We start from the raw sequence: 15,680 nt of genomic DNA, 5'->3' as shown, positions 1-15,680 counted from the left end.
TTAAAGTAGACGACCTTGGGACTTGATTGAGTCGGCCTCTGCATTCATTTGAACGCGCTGGCGCTCAATGAATTCTTTCAGCGTATCAATGCCGCGTAATTGCAAAATCGTATTTCGGACGGCAGCTTCTACCAGAACGGCCAAGTTGCGGCCAGCAGCCACTTGGATTTTGACGGTACGAATAGGGATACCAAGTACATCGATGTGTTGTGCCTCTAATGGCAGGCGCTCAAACTCACCATCGGTTCTGCGAACCAGTTGGACAATCAGGCGTAACTTTAGTTTGCGACGGACAGCAGTCTCGCCAAAAATAGTACGGATATCGAGCAGGCCCAACCCGCGTACCTCTAAAAGGTTACGCAAGATCACTGGGCAACGACCTTCAATGTAGTCCGGCCCCAGGCGCGCAAAATCAACCGCATCGTCAGCTACTAAGCCATGCCCACGAGAAATTAATTCCAAACCCAATTCACTTTTACCAAGGCCGGATTCACCGGTAAGTAAAACGCCTAAACCCAAAATATCCATAAATACCCCGTGCATCGTAATTTGTGGGGCGCCAATTTTGGTTAAGTAAGTGCGTAGGTGGTCAATGACTTCCGCAGCAGAGATCGCGGTTGTAAAGAGGGGTGTAGAAGAGCGTTGGCAAAAAAGCTGTAGATCTGGATCGGCAGCTTTACCATCAGCCACAATCACGCAAGGCGGCGTTTTAGAAATCAGGCTCGCAATTTGCTCTTGTTTCTGCTTGGGCTCAAGCGCAGCATGATAGTCAACCTCTTGCTCGCCAAAAATTTGGATACGGCTTGGGTGAATCAAATTCAAGTGACCTACTAGGTCAGAACTGGCTGCAGCTGCTTTGACTGCTTCTGGCGGGAAGGTTCGGTCTGCACCTTCAAGACCGCCGATCCAAGAAAGTTTTAGATCAGAAACATTGTCGTCAAAAATCTGCTGTGCGGTTACGCCATCTAGCAGGAGGGGTTGCGTCATCACTTAGCTGGACCCCACTGTTGAAGTAGCTCACAAACCTTTTCTGGGTCATGCGCAGAAGTTAGGGTACTACGCGTATCTGAGTCAGATAAGAGTTGGGCAATAGAGGAAAGAATCTCTAGATGCTGTTGCGTGGCTTTTTCAGGGACCAATAAAAAAATCAAGATAGAAACAGGCTCGCCATCGGGCGCAGCAAATTCAATAGGATCCTTGAGTTTCATAAAGGCAGCGGCAGGTTGCTTTAAGCCTTTAACCCGCCCGTGAGGGATTGCAACACCCGCTCCTAGTGCGGTTGAGCCGAGATCTTCACGCGCGTTCAGGAATTCCACAACTGCGTTTGAGTCAATGCCGATTTTCTTGGCAAAGAGTGCTCCTGCAGCTGCAAATGCATCAGCCCGGTTTTTGGCTGGGTTATCTAATGCAATGCAGTCAGGAGTAAAAAGATTGGTCAGGGCATTCATTACAAATGATTATAGGTGTCCTGACGGGGGTAATCACTCAAAATGCTTTTCGTGATGGTGATCTTGGATTTTTTCTTTGTGTTTAACAACCTGACGCTCCAGTTTGTCGACCACGGCATCCATGGCGTGATATAGGTCTGCGTTGTGGGCTTCGGCAAATAATTCCTTGCCTTTGAGGTGAATGGTGATCTCAGCGCTTTGACGCAGATCCTTTTCCTTGGCATTGTCGACGACCAAAAAGGCAGAAGCGTCAATCACGTGGTCGAAGTGCTTACGAATTTTAGCTAAGCCGGCCTCCAGGTGCGTACGCATGGCTGGGGTAACTTCGACATGACGGCTATTAATTTTTAAATTCATTAGCAACTCCTTTTATCAAAGCGTGCGCAGGCGAACACCCGGGGTGCGCAGTTAGCCCCTATGAAGATTTAGCAGTTTTTTTTGGAAAGTGAACCATGAGCCTCCAGCGTATCAGCGAATTTGCCGAAAACCAAGAGGGAAAGCATTTTTATTAATGAAATTCGGGCAAATCCTGATCCCGCTTACATGCGGAAGTTTTCGCCCAGATAGACTCTGCGTACGGCATCGTTTTGAATAATTTGATCAGGCTTACCTTCTGCCAGCACGCTTCCCTCGCTAATGATGTAGGCGTGATCACAGATGCCCAAGGTCTCCCGAACGTTATGGTCGGTAATGAGGACGCCAATCTGACGGTCACGTAAAAAGCGAACAATACGTTGAATCTCCCCAACAGCAATAGGGTCAACGCCTGCAAATGGCTCGTCCAACAAGATGAATTTTGGTTGAGAGGCTAGTGCTCTGGCAATCTCAACGCGACGGCGTTCGCCACCAGAAAGCGATAAGGCTGGATTGTTTCGTAAATGACTAATTTGGAGTTCGCCTAAGAGCTCATCTAAGCGATCAGCGATTTCCCCTTTGGATAATGGCTTTCCGCCTTGAACCTGAAGCTCAAGTACGGCTTGGATATTTTCAGCGACATTCAGTTTTCTAAAAACAGAGGCTTCTTGAGGTAAGTATGACAAGCCCATGCGGGCGCGCTCATGAATGGGCAAGTGGGTGATATCCGTTCCATCTAGGATGATGCGACCGCCATCGAGTGGAACCAGGCCAACAATCATGTAGAAAGAAGTTGTTTTGCCAGCACCATTCGGACCTAATAGTCCAACGACTTCGCCGCATTTCACTTGAACGGAAACATCCCGCACAACGGTTCTTGAGCCATAGCGCTTTTGTAAATTATGGGCACTGAGCGTGGCGGTGTTGTTGGTGGAATCCGTTGTCATTTCTCTAGTGTAGCTTTTCGTCTGGGTGAAAGGATGGCTCTAGCTAAGGGGAGGTCTTCTGGCTTTGTATTAGCAGGCGGTGTCACTCGGTAGCGTTCTGTGATGTCGTCGTACTCAATTTTCCAACCCTGAAGCTGGTCAAGCATTTGCATATTCAAAGAGCGTTTGAGGCTAGCGTCACCGGTAATGGTGAGCACTTCAGTTTTGGCGTTATAGCTGACTTGGGTGCCTCGTCCATGCATGTATTCATCTGCAGGACCTTCTCTGCGCTGTCTAAAGGTGGCAGCGGTATCAGGGCTACCTTTGACGTCAACAAATTCATAACCTTCAGGATCAACTTGAATATGGCCATCTTCACCAGTCACAATGATGCTGCCCTTAATCAGCAGTACCTGTCCGTTTAAATCGTAGCTTTGTTGAACATCATTCACTGAAACTTTTTCTGCTTCGAGGATGATCGGTTTGTCTTGATCTGCTTTTTCAGCAAACGTGAGATGACTCAGCGTGAGGGCGCACAAAATAATCCATGGCTTGAGAGAGTTGCTCATATGCATTATTTTATTGCGCAGTTCTAGGGGCACGTTCGATGCGACCCTTAACTTGTCCTGAGAGTGTCATGCTTTGTTGGATGTTATTAAAAATTCCACCTTCAGTTGAATTCATGATGGAAATCCCCTGCTCTAGGGTAATGGGCCTATCAGTTTCAATGATGTCGTCGTTGATCAGTACCTTGAAATAGCTAGAAGAGGCCAACATACGAAGGGTTGCAGGTTCTGTCGCAGTGGCTGCTTGTGCCGGACGAAAGATAGAGGCGTTATCAAATAATTCCAAAACGGTGAGGTCACCATCCAAATGGCCGGTATTAGATTTCACGGTTACCGGGGCTTTATCTGGTTGAAAGAGGCGCATCCGTGGGGTCTCGATGTCAATCGAAGCATCATCGTCGTAGTGAGTTACTTTGTTGCCCAAAATTCTATATTTGGTTGATCCTAGTTCATTCAGGGCAGAAAGAGCGCCGTCATGAATGATGTAGTCAGGCTCATGCAGGCGAACGCGTTCTAGCATTGAGCTTTCTGGCGGAGTATTTTTTTGAACAAGCCAAAAGGTTGCCAGTGTTAGGCTGCCCATCAATATCAAAGGCATGAGTCGCAGTAGCGTGCGCCCAATACTGAGCTTGATATGTTGAGGGTTTAAATCCATTGCTTAGTTACGTGCTTTATCCAGCAAAGGGCCGTAGAGATTTTGCGCCTTCAAAATCAAATCACATACTTCACGCACTGCACTGTTCCCGCCGGCTTTGGTGGTGACAAAGTGAGCAAATTCTTTAACGGCTTCATGTGCTTGTGCGGGGGCAATTTTTAAACCTGCATTTTTCATCATCGCAAGATCTGGCCAATCATCACCCATCACAGCGCAATCGCTCGATGTGAGTTTGAGGGTTTTGAGAACTTCAGCCAGAGCAATTGCTTTGTTTTCAACGCCCATATGCACGTGTTGAATTCCTAATTCTTCACAACGCGCTAATACCATTTTTGAATTTCTGCCTGTGATGATGACAGTCGGTATGCCAGATTGCTCTAGCAATTTGATACCAAGTCCGTCTTGGATATCAAATGCCTTGAGAGATTCTTTGCCGTCAGCACCAATCCATACCTGACCGTTGGTTAGTACGCCGTCGACATCCAGTACGAGCAACTTGATGTTTCCTGCACGCTCCCAGGCTTGTGGGTGCTGGGATAGCGGGTTGGTATTGTGGGCGTTAAAGGCGCTAGGCATGTGTTTCAAACAATTGAGGAGGATTAAATGACTTTTGCCGCAAAGAGGTCATGCAAATTCAAGGCGCCGAGTAAACGACCGTCTGGATCAGTAACTACTAGGTGATTGATGCGATGTTTTTCCATCATCTCAATCGCCTCTTCAGCTAAAAGCTCTGGTGGAATAGTGCGGGGACTAGATGTGGTGGCATTTTGTAAAGTGATGCCACTTAAATCAGTACTCTTTTCTAATAAGCGGCGCAAATCACCATCTGTCAATATTCCAAAGACTTTTTGTTTGTCATCTAGCGTGACAACCATACCCATACGCTTGGCAGTCATCTCTAGCAGAGCCTCTTGTAGATTGGCTGTAATAGAGATTTTTGGAGTGTCCTCAAAACTACGCATGACTTCACTGACGTGTGCGAGTTGTTTGCGACCCAGACGACCGCCTGGGTGAGAGCGAATGAAATCCTCCGCCTGAAAGCCACGAGCATCTAATAAGGCAACCGCTAAAGCATCACCCATGGCGAGTGCAGCGGTAGTGCTAGTGGTGGGCGCGAGATTGAGGGGGCATGCTTCTTTCTCGACGCTGGTATCTAAGTGCGCATCTGCTAATTTGGCAAGCGATGAAGTCGGAGCGCCTGTTAAGGCAATCAACTTTGCGCCAGTTCTTTTTACGATTGGAACAATCGTGAGCAACTCTTCGGTTTCGCCAGAGTTGGAGAGAGCTACAAAGACATCATCCCGAGTCACCATACCTAGGTCACCATGACTGGCTTCGGCTGGGTGTACAAAAAAGGCTGGCGATCCAGTGGAGGCAAAGGTGGCTGCAATTTTGCGGGCGATGTGCCCAGATTTGCCTATTCCAGAGACCACAATCCTGCCTTTGCAGCCATGCAGTAGCTCTACTGCATGTACTAGGGCGTCAGCATTAACACCCTCAAGGCGATCACGCATGGTTTGCAGTGCAGCAGCCTCAATAGAGAGGGTGTCGCGTGCAAGCTTTAGGGTACGTTCACGAGTCTTAGCTATCATCGAGTAAGTATATGCCGTCAGTCCTTCAATTAACCCTCATTCTCTTGGCTTCAGGTGTGGCCGGAGTGGTTATTTTCCGCTATTTTGGCTTACCCCCTATTTTGGGCTATTTGGCCATTGGCGTCTTGATTGGGCCTAATGCCCTGGGTTTGGCGAACGACTCTGCCACCGTCAAGTATTTGGCTGAATTTGGGGTGGTTTTCTTGATGTTCTCCATTGGCCTGGAATTCAATCTTCATAAATTGCGTTCTATGCGCACGATTGTTTTCGGTCTAGGTGGCAGCCAAGTCGTGTTAACCATGTTGCTGGCGGTCCCAGTCAGTTTATTGATGAATTGGGTGTATCCCATTTCGTGGCAGGCTGCGATTGCTTTGGGGGGTGCTTTAGCCATGTCCTCAACAGCGATTGTGACCAAACTCATTTCTGATCGATCGGAGTTGGAAACAGAGCATGGTCGCAATGTAGTCGGTATCTTACTCTTCCAAGATTTAGCGGTTGTCTTCCTATTAATTTTGCTTCCCTCTTTAGGAAAAAATCCTAAAGATCTTTTCTTGGCTCTTACTACTGCCTCAATCAAAATTACAGTCGCGCTGGCGCTGATTTTCTTTATTGGGCAAACGCTCATGAGTCGCTGGTTTAGATTGGTGGCCAAGCTTCGCTCACAAGAGTTGTTCATGCTCAATTTGTTGTTGATTGTCTTGGGTATGGCTGGTTTAACTGAGCACTTTGGCTTATCGCTTGCGCTCGGTGCATTTCTGGCAGGCATGTTGATTTCTGAAACGCCTTATCGACATCAGGTCGAAGAGGATGTCAAACCGTTTCGTGATGTGTTGTTGGGACTGTTTTTTATTACGATCGGCATGCTGCTTGATTTCCACGTGATCTATGCGCAGTGGATGTTGGTGGTGTTGCTCTTAATCGGCCCCCTCATTTTTAAATTTGGTCTGATTGCTTTGTTATCTCGGGCCTTTGGTTCGAGTACGGGCATCTCCATCAGAACGGGCTTGTGCTTAGCGCAGGCTGGTGAATTCGGTTTCGTTTTATTAAATCAAATTGATGGCTTGGACTTAATTGATCCTGCCTTAAGCCAAGCAGTACTTGCTGCCATGTTGCTGTCTATGTTCTGCGCGCCATTCCTGATTCAATACAGCGATCGAATTGCGATGCGCTTTTCTAGTAATGAATGGCTGTTGCAATCACTCGCATTGACACGCGTTGCATCTAAGAGTGTGCGCAATGAAAACCATGTGATTATTTGTGGTTTCGGACGCTCTGGCCAAAGCTTGGCGCGGATGCTAGATCAGGAAAAAATCCCCTACATTGCTTTGGACTTGGATCCTGATCGCGTCAAAGAAGCGGCTGCTGCTGGAGACAATGTTGTTTATGGTGATGCGAGTCGCGAGAACTATTTAGTAGCTGCTGGCTTATCCAGAGCGAAAACGGTTGTCATCACCTATGCCGATACGGTTGCGAGCTTGCGTGTACTTCGTCAGGTTGAGCATTTGCGACCAGGCATGACAGTATTGGTTCGCACCCGAGATGATGCCGATATAGCTAAGTTACAAGCGGCCGGCGCTACAGAAGTCGTTCCCGAGTTGATTGAGGGCAGTTTGATGATCGCTTCGCACGTCTTATTAATCATGGGCATCCCCATGCGTAAGGTGGTGCGACGGATTACAACTGCGCGCGAGGAGCGCTATAGCTTATTGCGGGGATACTTCCGCGGGGCAAGCGATGATGATTTTGGCTCCAATGAATCTTGGCGCCTACATTCCATTACCTTATTGCCTAACTCACAGGCCGTTGGAAAAACCCTTGGAGATCTCCATCTGGAGAATGAAGGCGTTAGCGTTCAGGCGGTGCGTCGCAAGGGCCGTAACGCAGATTACGTCAAGTTGGTGTTGACGCCAGAATTGACTTTAGAGGCTAACGATATTTTGGTGATCTCAGGCAATTCAGAAGCAACCGATTTGGCAGAAGCTAAATTACTCTGAGATCATCCTAAAAACGCTTCACTAGCTCTGCTTTTGTTATTTCTTTTTCTTGGCAGGAGCAGATTTGCGAGTAAGTAATGGCGCTAAATAGTGACCAGTAAAACTCACTTCATTTTTAGCAACATCCTCGGGCGTACCGGTAGCAATAATCTGACCGCCGCCAGCACCCCCTTTAGGGCCTAGATCAATAATCCAGTCGGCAGTCTTAATGACATCCAAGTTGTGCTCAATGATGACAATCGTATTGCCCTGCTTTTTCAATGTTTGAATCACAGTCAATAACAACTGAATGTCATGAAAATGTAAGCCGGTTGTTGGCTCATCCAAGATATATAAGGTTCTGCCCGTGTCACGCTTAGAAAGTTCAAGAGAAAGCTTGACGCGTTGGGCTTCGCCCCCAGAGAGGGTGGTAGCGCTTTGCCCCAGCTTCACATATCCAAGGCCCACATCCAAGAGTGTTTTGAGCTTACGCTTTACAACTGGAACTGCTTCAAAGAATTCATGGGCTTGCTCAATAGTCATCGAGAGCACTTCGTGAATATTCTTACCTTTGTAGCGAATGTCTAAGGTTTCGCGGTTGTAACGTTTACCGTGACAGACATCACAAGGTACATAGACGTCTGGCAAGAAGTGCATTTCCACTTTGAGAACGCCATCACCTTCGCATGCATCGCAACGACCACCTTTTACGTTGAAAGAGAAGCGCCCGGCTTCATAACCACGTTCACGCGATGCTGGTACACCAGCAAAGAGTTCACGAATCGGGGTGAATAGGCCTGTATAGGTAGCGGGATTTGAGCGTGGGGTTCTGCCAATCGGAGATTGGTCAACGCTAATGACTTTGTCAAAATGCTCTAAGCCTTTAATGGCGTCATGGGCTGCTGGTTCAGCGTTCGAGCCATAAAGGTGTTGTGCCACTGCATGATGCAAGGTGTCATTAATGAGGGTTGATTTTCCAGAGCCGGAGACGCCGGTAACGCAGGTTAATAGGCCGACTGGAATTTTGGCGTGTACCGATTGCAAATTGTTGCCGCGCGCTCCAATGATTTCTAAAAAGCGATCATTCACTGGAATGCGTTTTTCTGGAACTGCAATGGCTTCACGTCCAGCAAGATAAGCACCAGTTAAAGACTTTGGATTGGCTTCTACTTCCGCAGGCGTTCCTTCTGCTACCACCTCACCGCCATGTACGCCAGCTCCTGGACCAATATCAATCACCCAGTCAGATGCGCGGATCATATCCTCGTCATGCTCAACCACTAAGACGCTATTACCAAGATCGCGTAAATGTTTTAGGGTGCCAATCAGTCGATCGTTATCACGTTGATGAAGGCCAATGGAGGGTTCATCTAATACGTACATCACTCCGGTTAGGCCAGAACCAATTTGACTAGCAAGGCGGATACGCTGGGCTTCGCCACCAGACAAGGTGTCGGCGCTGCGCTCTAGAGAGAGGTAATCTAAGCCAACGTCATTTAAGAAGCGCAAACGCGCACTAATTTCTTTAACGATCTTATCGGCGATTTCACGCTTTGCCCCTTTGAGTTCAAGGGACTCAAAATATTCTTTTGCTTCTTTGAGTGGCAGTGCACTGATCTCATAGATGGCGCGGGATTGTTTTTTATCGCCGACTTTAACAAAGCGTGCTTCCTTACGCAAACGACTGCCATTACATTCGGGGCAGGTTTGGACGTTTTGATAGCGAGAAAGCTCTTCACGCACCGTTACGGAATCGGTCTCTCGATAACGACGCTCAAAATTGGCAACAATACCTTCAAATGCATGTTCGCGAATGCTATTTTTACCGCGCTCATTAATGTATTCAAATGGAATAGTGATGTCTCCGGACCCCAAGAGAATCAGGTCTTGTTGTTTCTTGGAAAGTGATTCAAATGGCTTCTCGACATCAAAACCGCCATGCTTGGCCAGGGTCTGTAGCAATTTGAAATAAAACTGATTACGGCGATCCCAGCCTTTGATTGCTCCTGAGGCCAAAGAAAGATCAGGATGCGCCACGATGCGCTTAGGATCAAAGAATGATTGATGGCCAAGACCATCGCAGGAGGGGCAGGCGCCCATCGGATTGTTAAATGAAAACAGGCGTGGTTCAAGTTCTTGTAGGGAATACGAACATACTGGACAAGCAAACTTGCTCGAGAAAATCATCTCTTTGCCCGTATCCATATCCACAATCATGGCCTTGCCATCCGCTAGACGCAGTGCTGTTTCAAATGATTCAGCAAGACGTTGTTGAATATCAGGGCGAACTTTAATGCGATCTACCACCACTTCAATGGAGTGCTTATCATTCTTCTTCAATGCTGGTAATTGATCTACTTCAAAAATTTCTGCTTTAGCAACATTGGCAGTACCGCCACCAGAGCGCACGCGAAAGCGCACAAAGCCTTGTGCCTGCAGGTCCTGAAAGAGATCCACAAACTCACCTTTGCGCTCACTGACCACAGGAGCCAAAATCATGAGCTTCGTATCTTCCGGCATGGACAACACGGTGTCGACCATTTGTGAAACGCTTTGTGCTTCTAACGGCAGATCATGTTCTGGGCAATGTGGGGTACCAGCACGAGCAAACAAGAGGCGCAGGTAATCATGAATTTCAGTAACCGTACCGACAGTAGAGCGCGGGTTATGGCTAGTCGCTTTTTGCTCAATCGAGATGGCAGGAGAGAGCCCTTCAATCGTATCGACATCTGGCTTTTCCATGAGCTGCAAAAATTGGCGCGCATATGCAGAGAGAGACTCGACGTAACGACGTTGACCTTCAGCATATAGGGTGTCAAAAGCAAGCGAGCTTTTGCCGGAACCGGATAGGCCAGTCAAGACGACTAATTTCTCTCTAGGAATGTCTAGATTGATGTTTTTGAGGTTATGGGTGCGGGCACCGCGGATTTTGATTTCGTTATTCATGATTTTTTAGCGTAACTTGTTAATATAGCCCTTTCCCATGAATCCTTCTGAACTTCGCTCCACTCTGGCCTTAGCAGGCATCTTCGGGCTCCGTATGCTGGGCCTGTTTTTGCTTTTGCCCGTCTTTAGTCTTCATGCACGGGGCTTGCCCGGTGGCGAGCATGCCCTTTGGGTTGGTTTGACGCTGGGGATTTTCAATATTGTTCAGGCCTGCTTTTACATCCCTTTGGGGCGCTTATCTGATCGGATCGGCCGCAAACCCGTTGTTTTATGGGGCCTATCCTTGTTTGTGGCTGGTGCCCTCATTTGCGCTGCCAAGGATGATTTGCTCTGGATCGCCATCGGGCGTGGAGTAATGGGCGCGGGCGCTGTCTCAGCCGCTATCTCCGCTTGGGTGGCCGACCTTACCCGAGAACAGGTGAGAACGCGGGCAATGGCTCTGGTTGGCGGCAGTATTGCCTTGTCATTTGCATTATCTTTAGTGATTGCTGCGCCGATTTATCGCGTCATTAGTTTGAGTGGCATTTTTATGGTTCTCGCGATTTTGGGTGTGATGGCGATATTTGTGACTTACTACGTTTTGCCATCAAACAAGCCAGAAGTAAAAGTACAGCAGGCTTCTTTGAAAGAAGTGTTTTTTCGCCCTGAATTGGTCCGACTGAATATTGGCGTGTTTGTCTTGCATGCCACCCAAGTAGCGATGTTTTTGGTTGTGCCCCGTTTACTCGTTCAAGCTGGCTTACCCCTTTCTTCACATTGGGAAATTTACTTGCCAGTTGTTTTACTGTCATTTTTTTTCATGGCACCGATTTTGATTTTTGGTGAGAAGAAGCAACAGTTACGCTCTATTTTGTTATTTGCAATTGTGTTGTTATTGATTGCAGAAATTCTGTTTACGAATACCGCTTCTATTAGCTCGATTGCAATTGCATTATTGGTTTATTTCGTAGGCTTTAACTTACTAGAAGCCTTGCAGCCATCTTTGGTCTCGCGTTTTGCAAAAGAATCCAAGGGCACCGCCTTAGGCGTATACAACACGACGCAGTCAATTGGCCTGTTTACAGGTGCTGCTTTGGGCGGTTACTTGATGGATAGCCATGGCCAGTTATCGGTCTTTGTAATGGGTGCGGTGCTCTTAGTTTGCTGGCTTATAATTGCCTGGTCGATGGGTGAAATGCCAACGAGAGCAACAGAATCCAAGGATGTAGCCACAAAGACATAACCGCAGCTTCATTAATTGAATTTAAGCGAGCAGTTTATTTTTAGCAGTAATAACAGCAGTATTTTTCTTCGGGAGACAACATGGCTTCGGTAAATAAGGTCATCATCGTAGGTAACGTAGGACGTGATCCAGAAACGCGTTACATGCCAAGCGGCGACGCCGTTACAAATATTTCAGTAGCAACATCTGATCGCTACAAAGACAAACAAACTGGCGAAATGAAAGAAACCACAGAATGGCATCGCGTTGCATTCTTTGGCAAGCTTGCTGAAATCGCTGGTCAGTACCTCAAAAAAGGTTCGCAAGTTTATGTTGAAGGTCGTTTGCGCACGCGTAAATGGACTGATGCCAGTGGCCAAGAAAAGTATTCCACTGAGATCGTTGCAGAAACGATGCAAATGCTTGGTGGCAAGCCAGTAGGCGGCAGTGGTGATGGTGGCGAAAGTTATAGCCGCTCAAAGCCGGCTGAGCAGTCTGCGCCAGCTTCATCGAACGCGGCATCGCTTGGCGCAATGGATGACGATATTCCGTTTTAAGTAACGCCGACTAGTGCGGTCCTTACCGTAATAGCAAAAACCCCTTTTAGGACTTCCTACAAGGGGTTTTTTATTTGCCTACATTAAAAGTATTTATTGGCGTGCATGCCGGATATTTTCAGGCCATGCTGCATTGTGATCGGTGCGGAATGGGTTGATATCTAAACCGCCACGGCGCGTATATCGCGCATACACAGAAAGCTTTTCTGGTTTGCACTGACGTTTGATATCCGTAAAGATCGTTTCAACGCAGTGCTCATGAAATTCACCGAGCTGTCTAAAGCCAATCAGATAGCGCAACAAGCCTTCTTCCAAAATAGGGCGGCCTTGATAACGAATCTGTACGCTAGCCCAGTCTGGTTGACCGGTTACGGGGCAGTTGGACTTCAGTAAGTGAGATACCAAGCATTGTTCGATGGGGCCAAAGGACTCATTCACGCTAAGTAGGCTTGGATCGGCAGGCAAGCTGGGGTCGATCTCAATATCAAGTCTGTCCATTAAGATGCCGCCCATTTCTTGCATCCCTTTTTTGGCGACTGCTTCACTTGAGTGTATACGTGTAGTGATTTTGCTACCAGCCACTGCCGATAAATCTGTAATGAGCCTTGCCTTAACTTCGTTCTCATTTTCAAAGCGTGCGCTATTGAGACTATTGAGAAAGAGTTTGAAAGATTTAGACTCAATCATATTGGGAGAGTCGGCTGGAATTTGAAACTCTGCTAATGCAATTTGAGGCTTTCCTTTTGGATTGAGCCAACTGAGTTCAAAGGCATTCCAAATATCCACTCCCACAAAGGGTAATGCTTGACCCTCTCTCAAGCCCAGTTTCTTGCGATTCTCCATTCTGGGAATCGGAAATAACAGACCTGGATCGTATTGATCTGGATATTGGGTTGATTGTCCAAGTGGAATGGTTGCCATAACTTACTTTGCTTACTTACTGCTTAGGTTTGTTTGAGACGCCGGACACAACGTGGCCTGTCGGGGCAACAGAGGCTGCTGATTGGCAATGCCCAGTTTGATCATCAAAGAAAAAGTCGGGCTCAAACTCTCTTAAGAACTCGCTCTTAGAAAGGCCGCCTAAGAACATCGCTTCATCAACATCAATACCCCAGGCCATGAGTGTGCGGATTGCCCGTTCATGTGCAGGTGCAGAGCGCGCAGTCACTAAAGCTGTCCGAATGCGCATGCCATTCTCACTGGTAGAGCGCTGTAGTCTATGGAGCGCTTCTAAGAGTGGCTTAAAGGGTCCCGGTGGCAAGGGAATATCGACCTTCTTGCTTTCGTGATCCACAAAAGCCTCTAACCCTTTTTTCTGAAACACTTGCTCAGCCTCATCAGAGAAGAGCACTGCGTCTCCGTCAAAAGCGATGCGGATTTCATTGGGATGAGACTCTGCCGTTTTGCTCGACTCTGGATACACCCGTGCAGCTGGAAAGCCTGCATCAATAGTTGCGCGCACATCATCTTCATTTGCAGATAAGAAGAGGTTTGCGTGGAGTGAGCGCAGGTAATGGTATGGAGGTCTGCCTCTGGTAAATACGCCGCGCTCCAGATGTAAGCCATGGTGCTCGGCAGAGCGGAAGACGCGCAAGCCACTAACGGGATCGTTGCGCGAGAGAATAACCACTTCCACTCGCTGTTCACCTTCTTCATTAAAAGCGAGTAATTTTTTGACTAAAGGGAAGGCCACCCCTTTTTGAGCTGCTTCACTCAGGCGCTCTAGCTGTAATTTCATATAGGCACTGTCATCGGTCGATTCGAAGATGCGATTTTCTTCTTCAAAGTCGAACAGGGCGCGCGAAGAGATCGCTACGACAAGTTTTCCGGTGAGTGTGTATGACATCGTTGATTTGCCTTATTTCAGAAATAGGCGATAAGCTGGGTTGTTGCTTTCATCCCAATGTGGGTAGCCCAAAGTAGTTAAGAATTTTTGGAATTTCTTTTGCTCGTTCTTGGGAACCTGTATGCCAACCAAGATACGGCCGTAGTCCGCGCCATGGTTGCGGTAGTGGAATAGGCTGATGTTCCAGTTTGGCGCCATGCTAGTGAGGAATTTCATTAAAGCACCAGGGCGCTCTGGGAATTCAAAGCGATAGAGCAATTCATCTTTAGCAAGTGCCGAGTGCCCACCGACCATGTGGCGTAAATGCGATTTTGCCAACTCATCGTGCGTAAGATCGATCGTTGCAAACTTTGCTTTACGGAAATGTTTTGCAATGGCCTCACTATCACCCGCCTTTTGCGTACTGATGCCGACAAAAATATGCGCTTCACTTTGATCGCCAATGCGATAGTTAAATTCGGTGACATTACGTTTGCCAAGTAATTCACAGAATCGTTTGAAAGACCCGCGCTCTTCAGGAATCGTTACTGCGAATACTGCTTCACGGAACTCACCAACGTCTGCACGTTCTGCCACAAAGCGCAGGCGGCTGAAGTTCATATTGGCGCCGCAAGCCACGGCCACTAAAGTTTTTTTCTGAATGCGCTTTTTCTCAACATACTTCTTCATGCCTGCAATGGCTAGAGCGCCAGCGGGTTCAAGGATGCTGCGGGTATCCGTAAATACATCGTTAATAGCCGCACAGATTTCATCAGTGTCGACGGTGATAATTTCATCAACCACTTTTTTGCAAATACGAAAAGTTTCTTTACCAACTAATTTAACTGCCGTACCGTCAGAAAACAGTCCGACATCTTTCATCTCAATGCGCTTACCTGCTTTGAGGGATTGATTCATAGCATCAGAGTCGGAAGCTTGCACCCCGATCACTTTTGTTTTTGGGCTAACCGCCTTGACATACTCACCAATACCAGCAATCAGGCCACCACCCCCAATAGCGACAAATACGGCATCAATCGGTTCTGGATGTTGCGCAAAAATTTCTTGGGCGATAGTGCCTTGCCCAGCGATGACGTCTGGATCATCAAATGGGTGCACAAAGGTGAGACCCCGTTTTTTAGCAATTGCCTCGGAATGCTGGAAGGCATCGCTATAGGATTCCCCGTGCAGGATGATTTCTGTCCAAGAGCCACCCCGAGCCTTGACCGCATCAATTTTGACGCTGGGAGTTGTTACCGGCATCACGATGACGGCCTTGCACTTCATTTTGGCTGCTGAGAGGGCCACGCCCTGAGCGTGATTACCTGCAGAAGCAGCAATAACCCCACGTTTTAAGGCTTCTGGGGGTAAATGGGCCATTTTGTTATAGGCGCCCCGCAGTTTGAAGGAGAAAACCGGCTGGTTGTCCTCTCTTTTGAGTAAGACCCTGTTACCTAAGCGCTTGGTAAGTTCTGGGGCGAGCTGTAGCTCAGTTTCCCTGGCCACGTCATAGACGCGAGCCGATAAAATTTTCTTTAAATAGTTCGTTGCCATCCAATGAGCGTACCACGGATGACCCCTAAGCCCTTAGATTTGCAAGGGTTTATGGATTCCGGCAGCAACTTTCTTGGTTTCCT

Annotated in this window: 15 protein-coding genes; 3 read left to right on the top strand and 12 right to left on the bottom strand. The window is 47.7% G+C overall.

What is annotated here, in order from left to right:
• From hprK to ICN24_RS00365, 8 genes are all read right to left on the bottom strand, one after another.
• The gene (gene hprK, locus ICN24_RS00400) at window positions 1-987 is read right to left on the bottom strand and encodes an HPr(Ser) kinase/phosphatase (protein ID WP_216220619.1); all 987 of its coding nucleotides are present in this window, start codon (window positions 985-987) and stop codon (window positions 1-3) included.
• A complete protein-coding gene (locus tag ICN24_RS00395; RefSeq protein ID WP_216220618.1) occupies window positions 987-1,448 on the bottom strand; it encodes a PTS sugar transporter subunit IIA in 462 nt (153 codons plus the stop codon). The genes hprK and ICN24_RS00395 overlap by 1 nt, the downstream gene beginning before the upstream one ends.
• A gap of 33 nt (window positions 1,449-1,481) precedes the next feature.
• Complete coding sequence (gene hpf, locus ICN24_RS00390; RefSeq protein ID WP_215380707.1) at window positions 1,482-1,805, bottom strand: ribosome hibernation-promoting factor, HPF/YfiA family; 324 nt, start codon at window positions 1,803-1,805, stop codon at window positions 1,482-1,484.
• Window positions 1,806-1,987: 182 nt separating this feature from the next.
• Entirely contained in the window at window positions 1,988-2,749 is a 762-nt protein-coding gene (gene lptB / locus ICN24_RS00385) for an LPS export ABC transporter ATP-binding protein (protein WP_216220617.1), read from the bottom strand.
• Window positions 2,746-3,297, bottom strand: a complete 552-nt coding sequence (locus ICN24_RS00380; RefSeq protein WP_255532510.1) for an LptA/OstA family protein — start codon at window positions 3,295-3,297, stop codon at window positions 2,746-2,748. Before ICN24_RS00380 ends, lptB begins: the two co-directional genes overlap by 4 nt.
• 10 nt (window positions 3,298-3,307) lie before the next feature.
• Window positions 3,308-3,949 carry an LPS export ABC transporter periplasmic protein LptC gene (gene lptC / locus ICN24_RS00375; protein WP_216220616.1) on the bottom strand — a complete coding sequence of 214 codons (642 nt, stop codon included), beginning with the start codon at window positions 3,947-3,949 and terminating at the stop codon, window positions 3,308-3,310.
• A gap of 3 nt (window positions 3,950-3,952) precedes the next feature.
• Window positions 3,953-4,525 carry an HAD family hydrolase gene (locus ICN24_RS00370; protein ID WP_216220615.1) on the bottom strand — a complete coding sequence of 191 codons (573 nt, stop codon included), beginning with the start codon at window positions 4,523-4,525 and terminating at the stop codon, window positions 3,953-3,955.
• Window positions 4,526-4,548: 23 nt separating this feature from the next.
• The gene (locus tag ICN24_RS00365) at window positions 4,549-5,541 is read right to left on the bottom strand and encodes an SIS domain-containing protein (protein ID WP_216220613.1); all 993 of its coding nucleotides are present in this window, start codon (window positions 5,539-5,541) and stop codon (window positions 4,549-4,551) included.
• 11 nt (window positions 5,542-5,552) lie between these two features.
• Between ICN24_RS00365 and ICN24_RS00360 the strand changes: the two genes are divergently transcribed.
• Window positions 5,553-7,535, top strand: coding sequence for a monovalent cation:proton antiporter family protein (locus ICN24_RS00360; RefSeq protein WP_216220611.1), 1,983 nt, complete (start codon window positions 5,553-5,555; stop codon window positions 7,533-7,535).
• Between the two features lie 36 nt (window positions 7,536-7,571).
• On the opposite strand, the gene uvrA is transcribed toward ICN24_RS00360, so the two are convergent.
• A complete protein-coding gene (gene uvrA, locus ICN24_RS00355) occupies window positions 7,572-10,460 on the bottom strand; it encodes an excinuclease ABC subunit UvrA (protein WP_216220610.1) in 2,889 nt (962 codons plus the stop codon).
• A gap of 37 nt (window positions 10,461-10,497) precedes the next feature.
• Between uvrA and ICN24_RS00350 the strand changes: the two genes are divergently transcribed.
• Complete coding sequence (locus ICN24_RS00350; protein ID WP_216220609.1) at window positions 10,498-11,682, top strand: MFS transporter; 1,185 nt, start codon at window positions 10,498-10,500, stop codon at window positions 11,680-11,682.
• An 80-nt stretch (window positions 11,683-11,762) separates the two neighbouring features.
• The gene (gene ssb / locus ICN24_RS00345; RefSeq protein ID WP_215357521.1) at window positions 11,763-12,218 is read left to right on the top strand and encodes a single-stranded DNA-binding protein; all 456 of its coding nucleotides are present in this window, start codon (window positions 11,763-11,765) and stop codon (window positions 12,216-12,218) included.
• A gap of 93 nt (window positions 12,219-12,311) precedes the next feature.
• On the opposite strand, the gene queF is transcribed toward ssb, so the two are convergent.
• The 3 genes from queF to ilvA are packed head-to-tail and all read right to left on the bottom strand — an operon-like array spanning window position 12,312 to window position 15,597.
• Window positions 12,312-13,139: an NADPH-dependent 7-cyano-7-deazaguanine reductase QueF gene (gene queF / locus ICN24_RS00340; protein ID WP_216220608.1), complete on the bottom strand. Its 828-nt coding sequence runs from the start codon at window positions 13,137-13,139 to the stop codon at window positions 12,312-12,314.
• Window positions 13,140-13,155: 16 nt separating this feature from the next.
• Window positions 13,156-14,064, bottom strand: coding sequence for a 5'-nucleotidase (locus ICN24_RS00335; RefSeq protein WP_216220607.1), 909 nt, complete (start codon window positions 14,062-14,064; stop codon window positions 13,156-13,158).
• 12 nt (window positions 14,065-14,076) lie between these two features.
• Window positions 14,077-15,597: a threonine ammonia-lyase, biosynthetic gene (ilvA, locus tag ICN24_RS00330; protein WP_216220606.1), complete on the bottom strand. Its 1,521-nt coding sequence runs from the start codon at window positions 15,595-15,597 to the stop codon at window positions 14,077-14,079.
• Window positions 15,598-15,680 lie beyond the last annotated feature (83 nt).

This window comes from Polynucleobacter sp. UK-Kesae-W10, assembly GCF_018881575.1.
Classification (GTDB): domain Bacteria; phylum Pseudomonadota; class Gammaproteobacteria; order Burkholderiales; family Burkholderiaceae; genus Polynucleobacter.
Note: the sequence above shows the minus strand (reverse complement) of the source record. Positions and strands in the feature narration are given on the sequence as shown.

Coding starts and splice junctions, on each gene's coding strand:
- hprK (WP_216220619.1), bottom strand. CDS start 987: ATGACGCAACCCCTCCTGCTAGATGGCGTAACCGCACAGCAGATTTTT.
- ICN24_RS00395 (WP_216220618.1), bottom strand. CDS start 1,448: ATGAATGCCCTGACCAATCTTTTTACTCCTGACTGCATTGCATTAGAT.
- hpf (WP_215380707.1), bottom strand. CDS start 1,805: ATGAATTTAAAAATTAATAGCCGTCATGTCGAAGTTACCCCAGCCATG.
- lptB (WP_216220617.1), bottom strand. CDS start 2,749: ATGACAACGGATTCCACCAACAACACCGCCACGCTCAGTGCCCATAAT.
- ICN24_RS00380 (WP_255532510.1), bottom strand. CDS start 3,297: ATGAGCAACTCTCTCAAGCCATGGATTATTTTGTGCGCCCTCACGCTG.
- lptC (WP_216220616.1), bottom strand. CDS start 3,949: ATGGATTTAAACCCTCAACATATCAAGCTCAGTATTGGGCGCACGCTA.
- ICN24_RS00370 (WP_216220615.1), bottom strand. CDS start 4,525: ATGCCTAGCGCCTTTAACGCCCACAATACCAACCCGCTATCCCAGCAC.
- ICN24_RS00365 (WP_216220613.1), bottom strand. CDS start 5,541: ATGATAGCTAAGACTCGTGAACGTACCCTAAAGCTTGCACGCGACACC.
- ICN24_RS00360 (WP_216220611.1), top strand. CDS start 5,553: ATGCCGTCAGTCCTTCAATTAACCCTCATTCTCTTGGCTTCAGGTGTG.
- uvrA (WP_216220610.1), bottom strand. CDS start 10,460: ATGAATAACGAAATCAAAATCCGCGGTGCCCGCACCCATAACCTCAAA.
- ICN24_RS00350 (WP_216220609.1), top strand. CDS start 10,498: ATGAATCCTTCTGAACTTCGCTCCACTCTGGCCTTAGCAGGCATCTTC.
- ssb (WP_215357521.1), top strand. CDS start 11,763: ATGGCTTCGGTAAATAAGGTCATCATCGTAGGTAACGTAGGACGTGAT.
- queF (WP_216220608.1), bottom strand. CDS start 13,139: ATGGCAACCATTCCACTTGGACAATCAACCCAATATCCAGATCAATAC.
- ICN24_RS00335 (WP_216220607.1), bottom strand. CDS start 14,064: ATGTCATACACACTCACCGGAAAACTTGTCGTAGCGATCTCTTCGCGC.
- ilvA (WP_216220606.1), bottom strand. CDS start 15,597: ATGGCAACGAACTATTTAAAGAAAATTTTATCGGCTCGCGTCTATGAC.